This is a genomic window from Streptomyces olivoverticillatus (assembly GCF_014203555.1).
GTDB lineage: Bacteria > Actinomycetota > Actinomycetes > Streptomycetales > Streptomycetaceae > Streptomyces > Streptomyces olivoverticillatus.
Genome location: NZ_JACHJH010000005.1, coordinates 208,847 through 225,389 on the forward strand (window position 1 = coordinate 208,847; position 16,543 = coordinate 225,389).

Annotated in this window: 12 protein-coding genes; 9 read left to right on the plus strand and 3 right to left on the minus strand. The window is 71.8% G+C overall.

Annotated features, from left to right (window positions below; translation table 11 throughout):
- Window positions 1–65 precede the first annotated feature (65 nt).
- Window positions 66–1,211 carry a serine hydrolase domain-containing protein gene (locus FHS39_RS18175; protein WP_184350392.1) on the minus strand — a complete coding sequence of 382 codons (1,146 nt, stop codon included), beginning with the start codon at window positions 1,209–1,211 and terminating at the stop codon, window positions 66–68.
- A gap of 112 nt (window positions 1,212–1,323) precedes the next feature.
- On the opposite strand from FHS39_RS18175, the gene FHS39_RS18180 reads away from it, so the two are divergent.
- Window positions 1,324–2,847 (plus strand): serine/threonine-protein kinase, encoded by a 1,524-nt coding sequence (locus FHS39_RS18180; RefSeq protein WP_184350393.1) that lies wholly within the window; start codon window positions 1,324–1,326, stop codon window positions 2,845–2,847.
- 205 nt (window positions 2,848–3,052) lie between these two features.
- Window positions 3,053–5,530 carry a protein kinase gene (locus FHS39_RS18185; RefSeq protein WP_184350394.1) on the plus strand — a complete coding sequence of 826 codons (2,478 nt, stop codon included), beginning with the start codon at window positions 3,053–3,055 and terminating at the stop codon, window positions 5,528–5,530.
- A 25-nt stretch (window positions 5,531–5,555) separates the two neighbouring features.
- On the opposite strand, the gene FHS39_RS18190 is transcribed toward FHS39_RS18185, so the two are convergent.
- Window positions 5,556–7,139, minus strand: coding sequence for a class I adenylate-forming enzyme family protein (locus tag FHS39_RS18190; RefSeq protein WP_184350395.1), 1,584 nt, complete (start codon window positions 7,137–7,139; stop codon window positions 5,556–5,558).
- A 160-nt stretch (window positions 7,140–7,299) separates the two neighbouring features.
- Here FHS39_RS18190 and FHS39_RS18195 point away from each other — a divergent pair, with 160 nt between their 5' ends.
- The 4 genes from FHS39_RS18195 to FHS39_RS18210 all read left to right on the plus strand — a co-directional run bounded on the left by FHS39_RS18195 (window position 7,300) and on the right by FHS39_RS18210 (window position 11,619).
- Window positions 7,300–8,499, plus strand: a complete 1,200-nt coding sequence (locus FHS39_RS18195) for an amidohydrolase family protein (RefSeq protein ID WP_045932230.1) — start codon at window positions 7,300–7,302, stop codon at window positions 8,497–8,499.
- A gap of 7 nt (window positions 8,500–8,506) precedes the next feature.
- Window positions 8,507–9,676: an acyl-CoA dehydrogenase family protein gene (locus tag FHS39_RS18200; protein ID WP_184350396.1), complete on the plus strand. Its 1,170-nt coding sequence runs from the start codon at window positions 8,507–8,509 to the stop codon at window positions 9,674–9,676.
- 6 nt (window positions 9,677–9,682) lie between these two features.
- Window positions 9,683–10,726: an acyl-CoA dehydrogenase family protein gene (locus FHS39_RS18205; protein WP_184350397.1), complete on the plus strand. Its 1,044-nt coding sequence runs from the start codon at window positions 9,683–9,685 to the stop codon at window positions 10,724–10,726.
- 413 nt (window positions 10,727–11,139) lie between these two features.
- Entirely contained in the window at window positions 11,140–11,619 is a 480-nt protein-coding gene (locus tag FHS39_RS18210; RefSeq protein ID WP_184350398.1) for an ATP-binding protein, read from the plus strand.
- 245 nt (window positions 11,620–11,864) lie between these two features.
- Here FHS39_RS18210 and FHS39_RS18215 read toward each other — a convergent pair whose 3' ends face one another.
- On the minus strand, window positions 11,865–12,791 hold the full coding sequence (locus FHS39_RS18215) for a cyclase family protein (protein WP_184350399.1): 927 nt from the start codon (window positions 12,789–12,791) through the stop codon (window positions 11,865–11,867).
- 83 nt (window positions 12,792–12,874) lie between these two features.
- On the opposite strand from FHS39_RS18215, the gene FHS39_RS18220 reads away from it, so the two are divergent.
- From FHS39_RS18220 to FHS39_RS18230, 3 genes are all read left to right on the plus strand, one after another.
- Window positions 12,875–13,786, plus strand: coding sequence for an SDR family NAD(P)-dependent oxidoreductase (locus FHS39_RS18220; RefSeq protein WP_184350400.1), 912 nt, complete (start codon window positions 12,875–12,877; stop codon window positions 13,784–13,786).
- 99 nt (window positions 13,787–13,885) lie between these two features.
- Window positions 13,886–15,049, plus strand: coding sequence for an acyl-CoA dehydrogenase family protein (locus tag FHS39_RS18225; protein WP_184350401.1), 1,164 nt, complete (start codon window positions 13,886–13,888; stop codon window positions 15,047–15,049).
- Window positions 15,046–16,509: an aldehyde dehydrogenase family protein gene (locus tag FHS39_RS18230; protein ID WP_184350402.1), complete on the plus strand. Its 1,464-nt coding sequence runs from the start codon at window positions 15,046–15,048 to the stop codon at window positions 16,507–16,509. Before FHS39_RS18225 ends, FHS39_RS18230 begins: the two co-directional genes overlap by 4 nt.
- Window positions 16,510–16,543 lie beyond the last annotated feature (34 nt).

Here is a 16,543-nt window from a genome sequence, read left to right on the forward strand (position 1 = left end):
CAGCCCAAAGGATCAGCACTCGACTTCGACCAACCCGCTTAGCGCCTCCGGCGGCGGGCGCGGATTCACCGCCCCCGTGGGCAGAACTCCGCGCTGAGCAGTCGTGCTTCGGCCGCGGCGGGCGGCCGGGTGTCGCTGTTGGTCCGGTAGCCGACCACGCGCTGCCCGTCGGCGGTGCCGAGGACCTGCACGTACGAGCCGTTGATCTCGCCGTTGTGGCCCCACAGCGTGCGCCCGCAGGTCAGCCGCACGGGGAAGAGGCCCATGCCGTAGCGGCCGCCGGAGGCCGAGGTGTCCCGCATGGCGCGCAGCTCGGGCGCGGGCAGCAGGGCGCCGCTCAGGAGGGCGCCGAAGAACCGGTCGAGGTCGGGGAGGGTGGAGACCAGCTCACCGGCGGCGCCCGCGGCCGAGGGGTTGAGGTCGGTGACGTCCGTGACGTCGGAGATGTCAGCGGCGTCGGCGCTGTAGGCCCGCCCGTGGGGTGAGGGGAGCGAGGTGCGGGTGCCGGGGAAGCTGGTGCCGGTGAGGTGCAGCGGGCCGATGACGCGGCGTCGGGCCTCGGTGGCGTAGCTGTGGCCGGTGACCTGACGGATGGCCATGCCGAGGAGGAGGTAGTCGGTGTTGGAGTAGTGGTAGCGGGTGCCGGGCGGCGCGTACGGCGGATGGGCGAGCGCGGTCCGCACGAGCGCGTCGGCGGAGTGGGAGTCGTAGCGGTGCGTGGCGAAGCCCTGGCCGAAGAATTCGCTGAAGAAGGTGCTGTCGTCGGTGTAGGAGAACACGCCGCTGGTGTGGGTGAGCAGTTGGCGGACCGTGACTCCGGCGATTCCCGGTGCGCTCCGCAGGGCCCGCGCGGTCGTGGCGGGCAGGTGCGCGGCGACGGGGTCGTCCAGCCCCAGCCGGTGCTCGGCCACGAGCTGGAGGGTGACGGTGGCGACGACCGTCTTGGTGATGCTCCCGGCCCGGAAGCGGTCCGTGAGGCCGATGCGACGCCCGGTGTGTACGTCCGCCACGCCCGCCGTGCTGAACCTCAGCTCACCATGAGCACCTTGTGACAACTCGGCGGCACCGGGAACCGACCGTTCCGAAACCAAGTCCTGTACAGGTGAGCGGGCGACGACGCCGCCGCATCCCGTCGTCATCGACACCGTTACGGCGCAGCACAGCGCGGTCATGGCCGCAGTGAAGCGCGGGAGCACGGTGCGCGTCGGCATGCCCTCATCATCCATGGCCTCGGACCCTGGCCTTCCGCCGGTCCGCGGATGAGAGACAATGGTCGCTCTGCCAGGGTCGGTTGGTCGCAGAGCTGATTGCCAGAGGGGACGCATGTCGGAGGCGGAGCAGACGCAGGGCACGGCAGGGCGCCTCCTCGCCGGGCGATACCGCCTCGGGGACGTCCTCGGGCGCGGTGGCATGGGCACGGTCTGGCGGGCGACCGACGAGACCCTGGGCCGTACGGTCGCGGTCAAGGAACTGCGGTTCCCTGCCAACATCGACGAGGACGAGAAGCGCCGTCTGATCACGCGCACACTGCGCGAGGCCAAGGCCATCGCCCGTATTCGCAGCGCCGGGGCGGTCACCGTCTACGACGTGGTGCACGAGGACGACCGGCCGTGGATCGTCATGGAGCTCATCGAGGGCCGTTCGCTCGCCGACGTCATCCGTGAGGACGGGCCGCTGAAGTGGCGCAGAGCCGCCGAGGTGGGCGTCGCCGTGCTCGACGTGCTGGGCGCCGCCCACCGCCAGGGCATCCTGCACCGCGACGTGAAGCCGTCGAACGTGCTCATCGCCGAAGACGGCCGGGTCGTCCTCACCGACTTCGGCATCGCGCAGGTCGAGGGCGACCCCTCGGTCACCTCCACCGGCATGCTCGTCGGCGCGCCCTCGTACATCTCTCCCGAGCGCGCCCGCGGCCAGAAGCCCGGACCGCCCGCGGACCTGTGGTCGCTGGGCGGTCTGCTGTACGCGGCCGTCGAGGGCGTGCCGCCGTACGACAAGGGGTCGGCCATCGCCACCCTCACCGCCGTGATGACCGAGCCCCTGGGCCCGCCGCGCAACGCCGGTCCGCTGGCCGAGGTCATGTACGGCCTCCTCGCCAAGGACCCGCAGAAGCGGCTGGACGAGGCGGGCGCGCGGGCGTTGCTGACCGACGCGGTCAATGCCCCCGACGAGCGCCTGCCCAAGCCCCCCAAGCCGTCTCCGGACCTGGATGCCACGCAGGCCATCGCGATGCCGACGCTGCCGTCGATACCGGCGAAGCCGGGGTGGGCGGAGAAGGCGGACCGGGCGGGCGCGTCGGAGCGCACCGCCGGCTTCGGCCGGTCGGGGGCGTCGGACAAGATCGACGGGACGGGTGCGTCCGGCTCGCGGGCCGCTGCGCCGTCAGGGTCGCGGGGTGCCGGTGAGCGCTCCGGGGCTGCCGGTACTTCCAGGGCCGAGGGTGCGCGTGGTGCGCGCGGTGCCTTCAAGCCCTTGCGGGACGACGTCGAGGCGGCGTCTTCGACCACCGGCAAGCAGAACGAGCCGGTGCCGTCGTTCAACCTCACCGTCGGAAGCGTCGCCGCGGCCCGGGGCGGCAGGGGCGCGCGCTCCGGCGGCTACGGCCGTGCCTCCATCACGGACGTCGTGCCGCGCCGCGTCCTGCTCGTCGCGGCGGTCGTCGTGGTGCTGGCCGTCATCGGCACGGTGCTCGCCATCACCATGAGCGGCGACGACAAGGGCAAGAACGGCAAGGGCGGCACGTCGCCCGGCCACAAGAAGGCCGCCATGTCCGTCACCGTCACGACGGACGCATATGCGGCGGCCCTGCCGGTGCGCGGCGCCTCGGCCGGCCTCCCCGGCGCGAACTGACGCCGTCCGCTTCCGGACCCGCCGCTCCACAGGCATACCGTCGGCGGTGCCGGGGGACGTACTGAGCCGTACGCGCCCGAAGGGGCGGGTTCGGCACGTATCGTGAGTGGCCGTGGACGGTACGCAGCCGCAATGAGCGCCTGAATGACCGGCTTTGACGGTTGTTCGGGCGATGGTTGGTGGATCGCACGATCGGGGAGGCGTCGTGGACGAGTACGCGGGCCGGGTGCTCGCCGACCGCTATCGCCTGCCGTTGCCCCCCTCCGACGCCTTCGAACTCGTCGAGACCCGGGCCTTCGACACGTACAGCGGCCAGGAGGTCCTCGTCCGGCAGATTCCCCTGCCGGAAATCGTGGACGCGGAAGTCGTGGGCGACGAAGGCGCGTACGAGACCGGGGCAGGGCCCCGGCCGGGGGCTGCCGGCGCGAGAGCCGGCCGTACGACCGGGGGCCCCGGCGATCCGGCGGTGCGCCGTGCGCTGGCCGCGGCGACGGCCGCCGCACAGATCCCCGACCACCCGCGGCTCGACCAGGTCTTCCACGTCTTCGCCGAGGCGGGCAGCCTCTGGATCGTCAGCGAGCTCGTCTCCGCACGCCCGTTGGCCGCGCTGCTCGCCGAGCGCACCCTCTCGCCACACCGTGCGGCCGAGGTGGCCGCCGACGTCCTGACCGCCCTGCGTGCCCTGCACGCCCAGGGCTGGACCCATCGCAACATCACCGCGCGCACCGTCCTCATCTGCGACGACGGTCGCGCCATCCTCACCGGACTCGCCGCGGGAGCGGCGGAAGAGGCCCTGTGCGGCTACGACCCCGTCCCGTCCGAAGCCGGCCGGCCGCGCCCCGGCGCGGCGGGCACCGTCCCGCGCCAGGTGCGCGGGACGGACGCGCAGGGCGCTTCCGCGGCGGGCGGCTTCCCCGCGGCCCAGGGTGACAATGGTGCGGCGCCCGGCGGCGCGCGCCGTCCGGACCCCTCCCACGGCGAGCGCAGCGAGGCGCGCAACGCACGCGCGGTCCGGTCCGGCGCGATCGCCGCGTACCACGCGGCAGCCCGCGCCGCCGCGGCCCGCGCGGCGGTCGAGGGCGGCTCCCGTGCGCCCAAGGGCTCGTCCACCTGGGGCGGCGGCAGCGCCGCCAGCGGCACCGCCCCCGCGCCGGGCTCCCCTGCGCCGTGGAGCGCCGACCCGCTCGTCCAGGGCGCTCAGAATGGCGGCGCTTCCCGTGCCGCCGGTGGCGCAGCGAAGGCCCACGGCCCGGCCGGCGGCGTGGCGACCGGCCATACGCAGGTGGCCGCCGAGACCGTGACGGGCGCTGCGGCGGGGGCTGACGCGTCGGCTTCCGGGCCCGGGACGGGCGGTTGGGCGCCTGCCGCGGGTCCGGTCAGTGCCCTCGCCGCGGAGCGGGCGCGGCAGGCACGCATGGTGGTGGTCGGCGCCGTCACCGAGCGCTGGGCGCCGGAGCAGGCATGGCCGGTCCAGGAGAACTGGCAGCTCGCTCCCCCCGTGGGGCCCCCGGCCGACCTCTGGGCGCTGGGCGCGCTGCTCTTCCGCGTCGTCCAGGGCCACGCCCCCTACCCCGAGGACAGCACCTCCGACTTGGTGCAGCTCGTCTGCGTGGAGCCGCCCGCCTACGCGGAGGAGTGCGGCGCGCTGCGCCCCGTCGTCGAGTCGCTGATGCGCAAGGAGCCGTCGGAGCGCCCGGAGTTCGAGGAGCTCCGCGGCTGGCTGCGGTCGCTGATCCGGTCCGCGCCGGAGCCGGACATCGGCAGCCGTACGGTCACCGTCCCCTCGATCGGGCCCGGTCTCCCCGCCGACCCCGGGCGGCTGCCGGTGATAAGGCGGCGCGGCGAGCTGGTCCGCCGCCGACGCGGCCGCGCTGCCGCCGCCGATGCGGCGTCGGCTCACGGACGGCACAAGCGGGCGCCCGGCCGGGAGCGGGCCGGTTCGGTCGCCATGGGGCACCTTCAGGAGCAGCGGGTGCGCACCGCCCCCGCGCCCCGCCGCCTCGGCCGTCTGCTGCTGGGGCTGATCCTGCTCGCGCTGGTCGGTGCGGTGCTCTATGCACTGCTGTTCATGCCGCGCGCCGAACAGAGCGCCGGGCAGACCCCTGCCGACCGCAGTGGCAACGCGGGAGCGATGAGTGCCGCGCCGGGCGGTGCAGGGGCCGCGGGTACGGCCGGGCGTCCGGCGGACACCGGCACCCAGGCGAGCCGGACGGTCGCCGCGGACGGCGTCGCCAAGGGGTTCACCCTGCGCAAGGACCCCAAGGGCTTCTCCGTGGCCGTCCCCGACGACTGGCAGCGCCGCGGTGAGAACGAGCGCGGCCAGGTCGTCTACGTCGGCGGCGACTACGAGCTGATCGTGGTGCCCGGCCGGGACACGGTGGCGGAGTCCGGCGGCGACCCCATGGCCTACCAGCAGGACAAGGAGCCCGAACTGGCCCCGTACCGCTCCTCCTCCTGGTCCGGCGCCTCCGGCCTGCGCCGCATCGACGTCGGCGGGACGGCGACGGCGGAGGGCGCGTTCAACTGGAACGACAGCAGCGGCCGCCAGGTCTATGTGCGCAACTCCGCGATGATCCTGGACTCCCGGTACCACGTGCTGCAGGTGATCGGCCCGATGGACGAGCAGCGCTCGGTGGACACCTTCTTCGACCAGGCCACGGCCACCTACCGGGCCAAGGGCTGAGCCGCTCCCCGCGCCGTGCCGGGGCTCAGGGCCGTGCGCTTTCGCCGCCGAAGCGCTCGCGCAGCTCGTACTTGAGGACCTTGCGCAGCGTGCCGTTGCGCGGCAGCTCGTCCACGAGCTCCAGCTGCTCGGGCAGCTTGTGCACGGACAGCCCCGCGGCCCGCAGGTGGTCCGTGACGGCGCCGAGGGTCAGCGGTGCGGCTCCCGGCCGCTGCTGCACGACCGCGCAGACGCGCTCGCCGCGCACCGCGTCGGGCAGGCCGATGACGGCGACATCCTCGATCCCGGGGTGCCCGTAGAGGAGTTGTTCGACCTCTTGGGCGGAGATGTTCTCGCCCTTGCGGATGATGACGTCCTTGGCGCGCCCGGTGAGCACGAGATATCCGTCCGCGGTGAGACGGCCCAGGTCGCCGGTGACGAGGAAGCCGTCCGCGTCGAACGCCTCGGCGGTGTGCGCCGGGTCGAGGTAGCCGGTGCAGACCGCTTCGCCGCGCAGCCGGATCTCTCCCGTGACCCCGGCGGGCACCGGCCGGCCGTCCTTGCCGACGACACGGATCTCCATTCCGGCGGGGGACCGTCCTTCCGTGGCGGCGAGCTTCTCCGGCGGGTCGTCCTCGGTCCCCATGGTGATCATCGGCGCCTCGGTCATGCCGTAGCCGTGAGTGAGCCGACAGCCCAGCTCGCGCACGACGTCGTGGTACAGCTCCGGCGGCTTGGGGGCGCCGCCTCCCGCCATGAGACGGAGGGTGGGGATCAGGGGGCGGGCGGGCTCCTTGCGCTGCTCGGCGAGGAACATCGCGTAGAACGCGGTGGAGCCTCCGGCGACGGTGACGCCGTGGCGGCGGTAGGCGTCGAGCGAGTCCGGCAGGACGAAGTGTTCGAGGAGGACGGCGGGGAAGCCGCTGAGCAGCATCGTCACGGTGTAGTCGGGCCCGGCCACGTGCGCGTAGGGGAAGGCCATGGAGCCGACGTCGTCCGGGGTGAGGCGGAGCGCGCCGGCGAGGCAGGCGCCTGCGGCGATGAGGGAGCGGTCGGTGTGCAGGACGCCTTTGGGCCGTGAGGTCGTGCCGGAGGTCCAGTAGATCCAGCGCACCGTCGTGCCGTCGCGGGGCGGGGCGGGCAGGACGGCGGGGTCGCCCTCGGGGAGGGGCTCGTAGGCCGGGAAGACGAGCGGTGGCGTGGGGAGGGCGAGGGCGAGACGATGGGCCATCGAGGCGTGGTCGAAGCCCCGCCAGACTCCCGGTACAGCGAAGAACTCCGCTTCGGCCGCCCGCAGCACATGGCCGACCTCGTGCTCCCGGTAGAAGGGGACGATGGGGATCTGGACGGCGCCCAGGCGAGCCAGCGCGAAGGCCAGCTCGACCGTCTCGATCCGGGTGGGCAGCTGCCAGGCCACCCGGCTCCCGGGCCGTATGCCGAGCCCGTACAGCCAGGCGGCGACCCGCTCCGCGCGGGTGTGCAGACCGCCGAAGGACAGCCGGTGGCCGGCGCCGGGGCCGTCGCCCTGGATGAGCGCGGGGGCGCCGGGGGCCAGGGCGGCGCGGCGGTCGAGGAGTTCCCACAGGGTGCGGCAGCGGGCCGGGTCCAGGGCGTCGGTACCAGGGCGCATGGCGTCCTCCTCCGGGGAACCCTCTGGTCTGACCGTACGGGGTATCTGACGCAGCATCAGGTCTGGCGGAGCATAGGCCGGTGCGCCTTGTCGGTCCAGGGGGTGCGGACTAGCCTCGAAGCGAACTGACGGTTCGTCAGATAGGCGAGAGGGAGCCCTCATGGATCTGCCGCGCATCGTCAGCGTCGACGACCACGTGATCGAGCCCGCCCACCTCTTCGAGGCCTGGCTGCCGGCCAAGTACCGCGAGCGCGGCCCCCGGCCCCTGACCACCGGCATCGGAGAGCTGGAGTACACCGGCGGGAAGTACCGCATCGCCATGGACCCCGACGGTCCGCCCGCCGACTGGTGGATCTACGAGGACCTCCGCTTCCCCTACAAGCGCACCATCGCCGCCGCGGGGTTCGACCGCGACCACATGACCCTGGAGGGCATCACCCGCGCCGAAATGCGCCCCGGCTGCTGGGACCCGGCCGAACGCCTGAAGGACATGGACCTCAACCACGTCGAGGCCTCTCTCTGCTTCCCCACCTTCCCCCGCTTCTGCGGCCAGACCTTCGCCGAGGCCCACGACAAGGAAGTCGCCCTGGCCTGCGTACGGGCCTACAACGACTGGATGGTGGAGGAGTGGTGCGGCGACAGCCGCGGCCGGCTGATCCCGCTGTGCCTCATACCCCTGTGGGACGTGCGCCTCGCCGTCGCGGAAATACACCGCAATGCCGAACGCGGCGTACGCGCGGTGACCTTCAGCGAGCTCCCCACCCACCTCGGCCTCCCCAGCATCCACACCGGCTACTGGGACCCCTTCTTCGCCGCCTGCCAGGAGACCGGCACCGTCGTCAACATGCACATCGGCTCCTCCTCGCAGATGCCCGCCGCATCCCCCGACGCACCACCGGCCGTCCAGGCAACCCTGTCCTTCAACAACGCCATGGCCTCGATGTCCGACTACCTCTTCAGCGGCGTGCTCGTGCGCTTCCCCCGCCTGAAACTGGCCTACAGCGAGGGCCAGATGGGCTGGATCCCCTACCTCCTGGAACGGGCCGACGACGTATGGCGCGAGCACCGCGCCTGGGGCGGGGTGCGCGACCTCGTCCCGGAGCCGCCCTCCACCTATTACTACCGGCAGGTCTTCTGCTGCTTTTTCCGTGACAAACACGGTGTCGCATCACTCGATGCGGTGGGCCGGGACAACGCCACCTTCGAAACCGACTACCCCCACGTCGACTCCACTTTCCCCCACACCAAGGAGATCGCCCTGGAGCACGTGCGGGGCCTGGACGGCGAGACGGTTCACAAACTCATGCGGGGCAACGCCATCCGCATGCTCGGCCTGGACCTCGACGCCCCCGGCAGGTGAACCCTCCATGGACCTCACCTACTCCCCGGAAGAGGAAGACTTCCGGCGCTGCCTGCGCGCCTGGCTGCGCCGGACGCTGCCCAAGCTGCCGCCCAAACCGCCGCCGTCCGACTGGCCTGCCCGCCGGGCCTACGACTGCGCCTGGCAACGGGCGCTGTACGACGCCGGGTACGCCGGCCTGCACTGGCCCGTCGACGCAGGCGGCCAGGGCGCCACCCCCACCCAGCACCTGATCTTCCTTGAGGAGACCGAGCTGGCCGGCGCGCCATATGTGGGGGCGAACTTCGTCGGCCTGCTGCACGCCGGTCCCACCATCGCCACCGAGGGCACCGCCGGACAGCGCGCCCGCTGGCTGCCGCCGATCCTGCGCGGCGAGGAGGTCTGGTGCCAGGGCTTCTCCGAACCGGAAGCCGGCTCCGACCTGGCCTCGCTGCGCACCCGCGCCGTCCGCGACGGCGACGCCTACGTCGTCACCGGCAGCAAGATCTGGACCTCGCACGCCCAGGTCGCCGACTGGTGCGAACTGCTCGTCCGCACCGATCCCGCCGCGCCCCGGCACCGGGGTCTCTCCTGGCTCGCCCTGCCGATGGACGCCCCCGGGGTGACCGTCCGCCCGCTGCGGACCCTCGCCGGCTCCACGGAATTCGCCGAGGTCTTCCTCGACGACGTGCGGATCCCCCTCGCCCACCGCATCGGCGCGGAGAACGACGGCTGGCGCGTCACCATGGTCACCCTCTCCTTCGAACGCGGCACGGCCTTCGCCGGGGAAGTCGTGGCCTGCTGCCGCACCCTCGCCCGCCTGGCGGCTGTGGCCAAGGAGAACGGCCGGTGGGAGGACACCGCCCTGCGCCGCCGCCTCGGCCGCCTGAACGCCGACTTCACCGCCCTGTGGCGGCTCGTCCAGGCCAACGTGAGCGAGGCCGAGAGCTCGCTGCGCACCGGAGGCGACGGGGTGCCGGGCCTGGGCGGCTCGGTCTTCAAGCTGCACTACTCACAGGCACGCCAGGAGCTGTACGACACGGCCGCCGACATCCTCGGCCCCCACTGCCTGGACGCCGACCACGAGTGGACCGCCGAGCGGCTCTCCTCCCTCTCGTACACGATCGCGGCAGGCACCTCCCAGATCCAGCGGAACATCATCGCCGAGCGCATCCTCGGCCTTCCCAAGGGACGGTGAGCGGCCATGGACCTCCGGCCGGACGACGACCAGCGGGCCCTGAAGGCGGGAATGCGGGAGCTCCTCCAGGCCCGTTTCCCCCGCGAGCGGCTCCGGGAAGCGGCCGATGCGGACCGGCCAGGACCGGCGTTCGACCGCGCCTTGTGGCGGGCACTGGGGGAAGCCGGGCTCTTCTCCCTGCGGCTGCCCGAGAAGGACGGCGGGGCGGGTCTGGGGCTGCCGGAGGCCGTGCTGGTCTTCGAAGAGGCGGGGCGCGCCCTGCTGCCCGGCCCGCTCGTCGCCACCCACCTCGCCGCCGGTCACGTGCCGGGCGCCGCCGAGGGGGCGGCCGTGGTGACGGCGGTCGACCGACCCGGCATGGTCGAGCATCTGGACGCGTCGGATGCTGTGCTGTTGCTCAACCACCCCAGCGTCCACGTGCTGTCGACGGCCGGGGGCACGGGAAGGGAGAAACTGCCGGGGCGCCCGGTGCGGTCGGTGGATCCGACGACGCCTCTGTACGACGTACGGCAACTCCCCCCGGCGGTCACCGATCACGCGATGCAGGTCGCGGCCCCGGGCGCAGACCGGCTGCGCCGCGAGGCGGCGCTGCTGACTGCCGCCCAGCAACTCGGCAGCGCCTCCCGCACTCTGGAGATGGCGGTGGACCACGCCAGAACACGCATCCAGTTCGGCCGCCCCATCGGGACGTTCCAAGCCGTGCAACACCTCTGTGCCCAAATGCTCGTGCGTGCGGAAATCGCACGCAGTAGCGTGCACGCCGCGTCATTGACGATGACGGCCTGTGATATTTCGGCGGCGAAACTGTTGGCCGATGATGCGGCTGTCCGTAATGCCCGTGACTGTTTGCAACTGCATGGCGGTCTGGGATTCAGCTGGGACATGGATGTGCATCTGCACTTGAAACGGTCATGGCTGCGGCTCGAACAGTGGCAAGGGGCGTACGAGGCCGAGGAGGTGCTGGCGGCCGCACTGTCGAACGGGCCCACGGAGGGCGTCCCGGACCATCGCTTCCGCGAAATGGACTGGACGTTCAATGGCGTTGAGTAATCGATGTGGGTGGAATGCCTGCCTTGCCGCGGATAAAAGATCACGCTGCGTTGATATCGAGTTGTGCCCTTGACGTAACTCGTCACAGTGTGGAGTTGGGTCCGACCTCGGGTACTCTCCCTCGGGTGCGAGTAGTTCAAGGGCGCAACAAAACGGGTGTTGCTCATGTGGTGACATCGGCTGTGGGAATGCCCGTCTATCGCGTCGAAACTGGGTACTCGATTCCCCAATGTTCGACTTCCCGCAGCGAGCGTCGCACAGTATGCAGTACCCCTACCCCTTTGCGCCGGAATATGACCGAAGCGCTTGTTGGGGTAACTGAACGTCAACCATGCTGTCTCTCAAGGGGATCACGCTCCGTGAACCCCGGGAGGCGCGAGGCGTTGTGTCCGCCGGTTCGGATGGTGTGAGCGGTGCAGGTGCTTCAAATGCAGATGGAGGTCGGGGCCGACCCCTCGGAGGTGGGGCGGGCCCGTAGATGGGCGCGGTCACGGCTCGCCGGATCCGGAATAGGGCTCGACGAGCCTCTCGCCGAGACGCTGATCCTGCTGATCTCCGAACTGGTCACCAATGCCGTGGTGCACACGGGCTGTCCGGCTGTGCTGCGCATGCTCTTCCCCGGCACGGGCGCTGCCGCCGGGGTGATGGCCGCAGGCGCCGCGGGCACGGTCCGGGTCGAGGTGGCCGACATCAGCGCTCGTCCGCCGAGCCGGCGGTGCGCCCAGGGTGACGACACGGGAGGCCGGGGCCTGGAGTTGGTGGACGGTCTCGCCGACCGCTGGGGCTGGCACCGTGAGGGTGTGGGCAAGCGGATCTGGTGCGAGGTCGATCGCGGTGACTCGCTCTGGACTGGTGCTTTTGAGTCACAACACGCCGCGACAAATCGGGCGTAGTCGACAAAAGTCCAGACCAGGTGTTGACGTGAAGTGTTCACGTGATCACCCTTGGATGCAGCGATTCGTTGCGAGGGGACGTCGAGAGGTCCGTGTGCCCAGGGCCGCCTTGGCGAGTGCGGGTCGCGGCCCGGCGCGATCACAGGGCTAAGGCGCCGGAGCTGGGTGGCGGCGTACGGTGCCGTGCTCGGGGTGCGCATCTGTGCGCCGCCGCCCGCCCGTCCCCTCGACAGGCCGTTCCGGTCTCAGAGAATCGCGACCGGTGCGACGGGCGCCCCCACTCCGCCGACGAACGGCTCCGGCGTCGCGGCCAGCAGGAACGCGTAGCGCCGTGCTTCTGCGCACGCTTGTGAAAGCTCCTCCAGATTCCAGTTCTGGCCCTGCATCATGCCCATCTCCACCAGGTCGAGTGCGTGGACGGGCAGCCAGAGCCCCTCGATTTCCGGGGGGAAGATCTCGAACGTCAGGGTGTCGTTGGCGACGGCGGCCACATCCCGCGCGTGGAACCATTCGGGCGTGCGAATCGACAGTCCGGGCGAAGGGTAGGTGTACGCCTGCTTGTCGCCGGCCAGGTACCGCTGAATCTGGCCGGTTCGTATGAGCGCGATATCGCCACGGCCGACCGTGACGCCGGCCAGCTCCTCCGCGGCATCCAAGTCCTCCGGCGTGACGACATGGCCGGCGTCGAGGCGGTCCACGCCCCGTGCGCGGGTGACATCGAGCAACACCCCGCGCGAGACGATCGGGCCCGCCTTCTCCACTCCGCTGAAAGCCGCCCGACCGTGAGTGGTGATCGACTCTGCGGGGCGGCCGTTGTACAGCCTGCCGCTGTGTGAGACGTGGGCCAGCCCGTCCCAGTGGGTGGCCGCCTGCAGGCCCATGGTCACGATGTCGTCGCTGGTGGCCACGGTGCCGGGGCCCGCAAGCTCCACATTGATCCCGGTCATGGTGTGCAGCGGATTGACCCTGCCCGGGATGACGCCCGTCTGCACCCCGTCCTGTTGGAGGGGGAGCGCCAAAGGGATGCGGCGGCCACTGGTGACCGTTGCCGCCGTGGCGCGGACGACCGCCTCGGTGATGAGGTTGAGCGTGCCGATTTCGTCGGTGTCTCCCCATCGTCCCCAGTTGTTGATGCGCTTGGCGATCTCGTGGAACTCGGCCGGCAACGACATGGGATCCCTCCCCGGTCTTGTGTTCGTGCCTTCCCTGCCCAAAAATCTAACGGTCCGTCAGATTGGGCCGGAAGGGGTGCGCCGTGGGCAGCTTCTTGGCAGGCAAGGTCGTGGCCGTCACGGGGGCCGGACGGGGCATCGGCCGGGCCGTTGCGCTGGCATGTGCCGCCGAGGGGGCGAAGGTCGTCGTTAACGACTACGGCGTCTCCGTCCACGGTGACGAGCCGGCAAGCGAGGTGGCGGAAGCCGTCGCCCAGGAGATCGCAGCGATGGGCGGCGAGGCGGCGGCCGTGGCCGACGACGTGTCGACCATGGCGGGTGGACAGCGGATCGTCGACACCGCACTCGGGCGGTACGGGCGGCTCGACGGTGTCGTGTGCGTCGCGGGGATCCTGCGCGAACGCATGCTCTTCAACATGACGGAAGAGGAGTGGGACCCCGTCATCGCCACCCACTTGAAGGGGACCTTCACGGTCTTCCGCGCCGCCTCCGCGGTGATGCGCCGCCAGCGCGGCGGCACCCTCATCGGCTTCACCAGCGGCAACCACCAGGGCAGCGTGTCCCAGGCCAACTACGCCTCCGCCAAGGGAGGCGTCATCTCCCTCGTCCGCAGTGCCGCCCTGGGCCTGCACAAGTACGGGGTCACCGCCAACTGCGTGGCCCCCGTGGCGCGCACCCGGATGTCTGAGGGCGTGCCCATGGAGCTCAAGGAGATCGGCGAACCGGAGGACGTGGCCGCCCTGGTCGTCTATCTGCTCAGCGAGCGGGCCCGGGCGGAGGGGATCACCGGGCAGGTCTACACGGCGGCCGGTTCCAAGATCGCGGTCTGGGCCCAGCCGCGTGAACTGCGCGCCGCCTACGCCGAGGGCCCCTGGACGCCGCAGCGCATCGCCGACGTCCTCCCCACGACCGTCGGGGCCGACCCGATGCCGATGCTGGACCAGCTGGCGGCCATGACCGAAGCGGCCGCTGCCGGAGACCGCCCCAACACCTGACCCGGCCCCGGGCCGGGCCGCACTGTTCTGTCGAGTCCGTCGATCGTGTCCAGTCTGTCGATTGTGCTGATTGTGTCGATTTCGGCGAGGGGAGAAGCCGTGGACTTCGCGTTCGGACCGGAGGACGAGGCGTTCCGCCGGCAGGCGCGGGCCTGGCTCGCCGAACACCTCCCGGACGGCGCGGCCCGCACCCCCGGCCGCGCATGGGAACGCGAACTGGGCACCGGCGGCTGGACCGGGCTCGGCTGGCCCCGGGCCCGCGGCACCTACGGCAACCGGGCCGCGACGGTCACCGAACAGGTCGTCTGGGCCGAGGAGTACGCCCGCGCCCAGGCGCCCGCCCGCCTCGGGCACCTCGGCGAAAACCTGCTGGCCCCCACCCTCCTCGCGCACGGCGACGATGCGCAATGCGCCCGCTTCCTGCCCGCCATCGCCCGGGGCGAGGAACTGTGGTGCCAGGGGTACAGCGAACCCGGCGCGGGTTCGGACCTCGCGGCCCTGCGCACCACCGCCGTGCGGGCCGACGGAGGTCGTACGTACCGGATCGACGGGCGGAAGATCTGGACCTCCCTCGCCCACGAGGCCGACTGGTGCTTCGTCCTCGCGCGCACCACGGCGGGCTCGCTCCGCCACCACGGACTCTCCTTCCTGCTCGTCCCGATGGACCAGCCCGGCCGGATCGAGGTCCGCCCGATCCGGCAGATGACGGGCACGGCCGACTTCAACGAGGTGCTCTTCGACGGTGCCCAGGCCCGCGCCGAGCACCTCGTCGGCGGCGAGGGCAACGGCTGGCGGGTGGCCATGGGGCTGCTGGCTCGGGAGCGTGGTGTCTCCACGCTCGTCCAGCAGATCGGCTTCGCCGCAGAGCTGATGAGGGTCACCGGCCTCGCCCTCCGGACCGGTGCCGCAGCGGAGCCGGTCGTACGCGACCGGCTCGTACGGCAATGGGCGCAGCTCCAGATCATGCGCTGGAACGCCCTGCGGACCCTGGGGGCAACCGACGACCCGGGCGCACCGAGCGTCGCCAAGCTGCTGTGGGGCGGCTGGCACCGGCGGCTCGGCGAGCTGGCCATGCAGGTACAGGGCGCGGCCGCCACCGTGGGACCGGGCGACTGGCACGCCGACCGCCCCTACGAGCTGGACGCCCTGCAGCGCCTGTTCCTCTTCACGAGAGCGGACACCATCTACGGCGGGTCCGACGAGATCCAGCGCAACATCATCGCCGAGCGCGCGCTCGGTCTGCCGAAGGAGCCCCGGCCATGAGGGCGTACGGGCACTGGATCGACGGCGCCTGGCAGGCGCCGGAAAGAGGGCACTATCCAGTTGTCAATCCGGCGACCGAACAGGTCGTCGGGGAGGCCCCGGAGGCGACTCCCGCCGAAGTCGCCGCCGCCGTGACCGCCGCGCAGGCCGCCCAAGACGGCTGGTCGCGTACCGATCCGCGCAAGCGCGCGGCCGTGCTGGAACGGATGGCGGAACTGCTCATCGAACACGCCGGGAAGCTCACTGCCCTGCTCCAGGCCGAGACGGGCGCCACCATGCGCCTCACCACGGCCATGCAGCTGCCCACGGCCGTGGACCGCTTCCGCCGCTGCGCACGCGGCGCACTGGAGCCGGACGTCCTCCCGATCGCTCCACGGCCCGTCAGGGCGAGCCCGCTCGCTCCCGGCGGCCTGATCGGCGCCGCCGCGGTGCGCCGCCCCGTGGGCGTGGTCGCCTGCATCACCTCCTACAACTTCCCGGTCGTCAATCTCGCGGGCAAGGTCGGACCCGCCCTGGCCATGGGCAACGCGGTCGTCGCAAAACCGGCTCCCCAAGATCCGCTGTGCTGCCTGGAACTTGGGCCGCTCTTCCGGGAAGCGGGGCTCCCGGACGGCGTCTTCAACGTCGTCACCGGCTCGGGTGCGGCCACCGGCGAAGCGCTGGTGGCCCAACCCGGCGTCGACATGGTCAGCTTCACCGGTTCCACGGCTGTGGGAAAGAAGATCGCCGAGTGCGCGGGGAGGTCGATGAAGCGCACCCTGATGGAACTGGGAGGCAAGGGTGCAGCCATCGTCCTGGGGGATGCCGACACGAAAGTGCTGGAGTCGGCGATCGGGGCGGTCGGTTCGGTCTGGTCCTTCCACAGCGGGCAGGTCTGCACGGCACCGACCCGGGCGCTCGTCCATCGATCGCTGTACGAGCGGGTCGTCACCGGTCTCCGAGACTACGCCGGGTCGTTGATCGTCGGGCAGCCTGTGGATAACTCCACGATCGTGGGTCCGTTGATCTCCGCCGCGCACCGCGACCGCGTCGAGGCCTACATCGCCGGGGCCCGCGAGCAGGGGGCCCGCATCGTCGCCGGCGGCACCCGCCCCGCGCTCCGGCCGGGCTTCTACGCCGCCCCGACCCTCATCGCCGACGTCACCCCCGAGATGCCCGTCGCCCGCGAGGAAATCTTCGGACCGGTGGTGGTCGTCATCCCCTTCGACGACGAAGACGAGGCGATCCGTATCGCCAATAGCACGCCGTACGGCCTCTACGACTACGTCTTCAGCGCCGACACCGGCCGCGCCTGGGCGCTCGCCGCCCGGCTGTGCAGCGGAAACGTCGGTATCAACACCGTCCAGCGGCACCCCGAGACGCCCTTCGGGGGGTTCAAGGAGAGCGGTGTCGGCCGGGACGGAGGCTCCTTCGGCCTGCACGCCTACAGCGAACTCCAGTCGGTCGTCTGGCCCTCCTGACCGCCGGCCCCGGCATGCCCACCCCGCCGCGCGC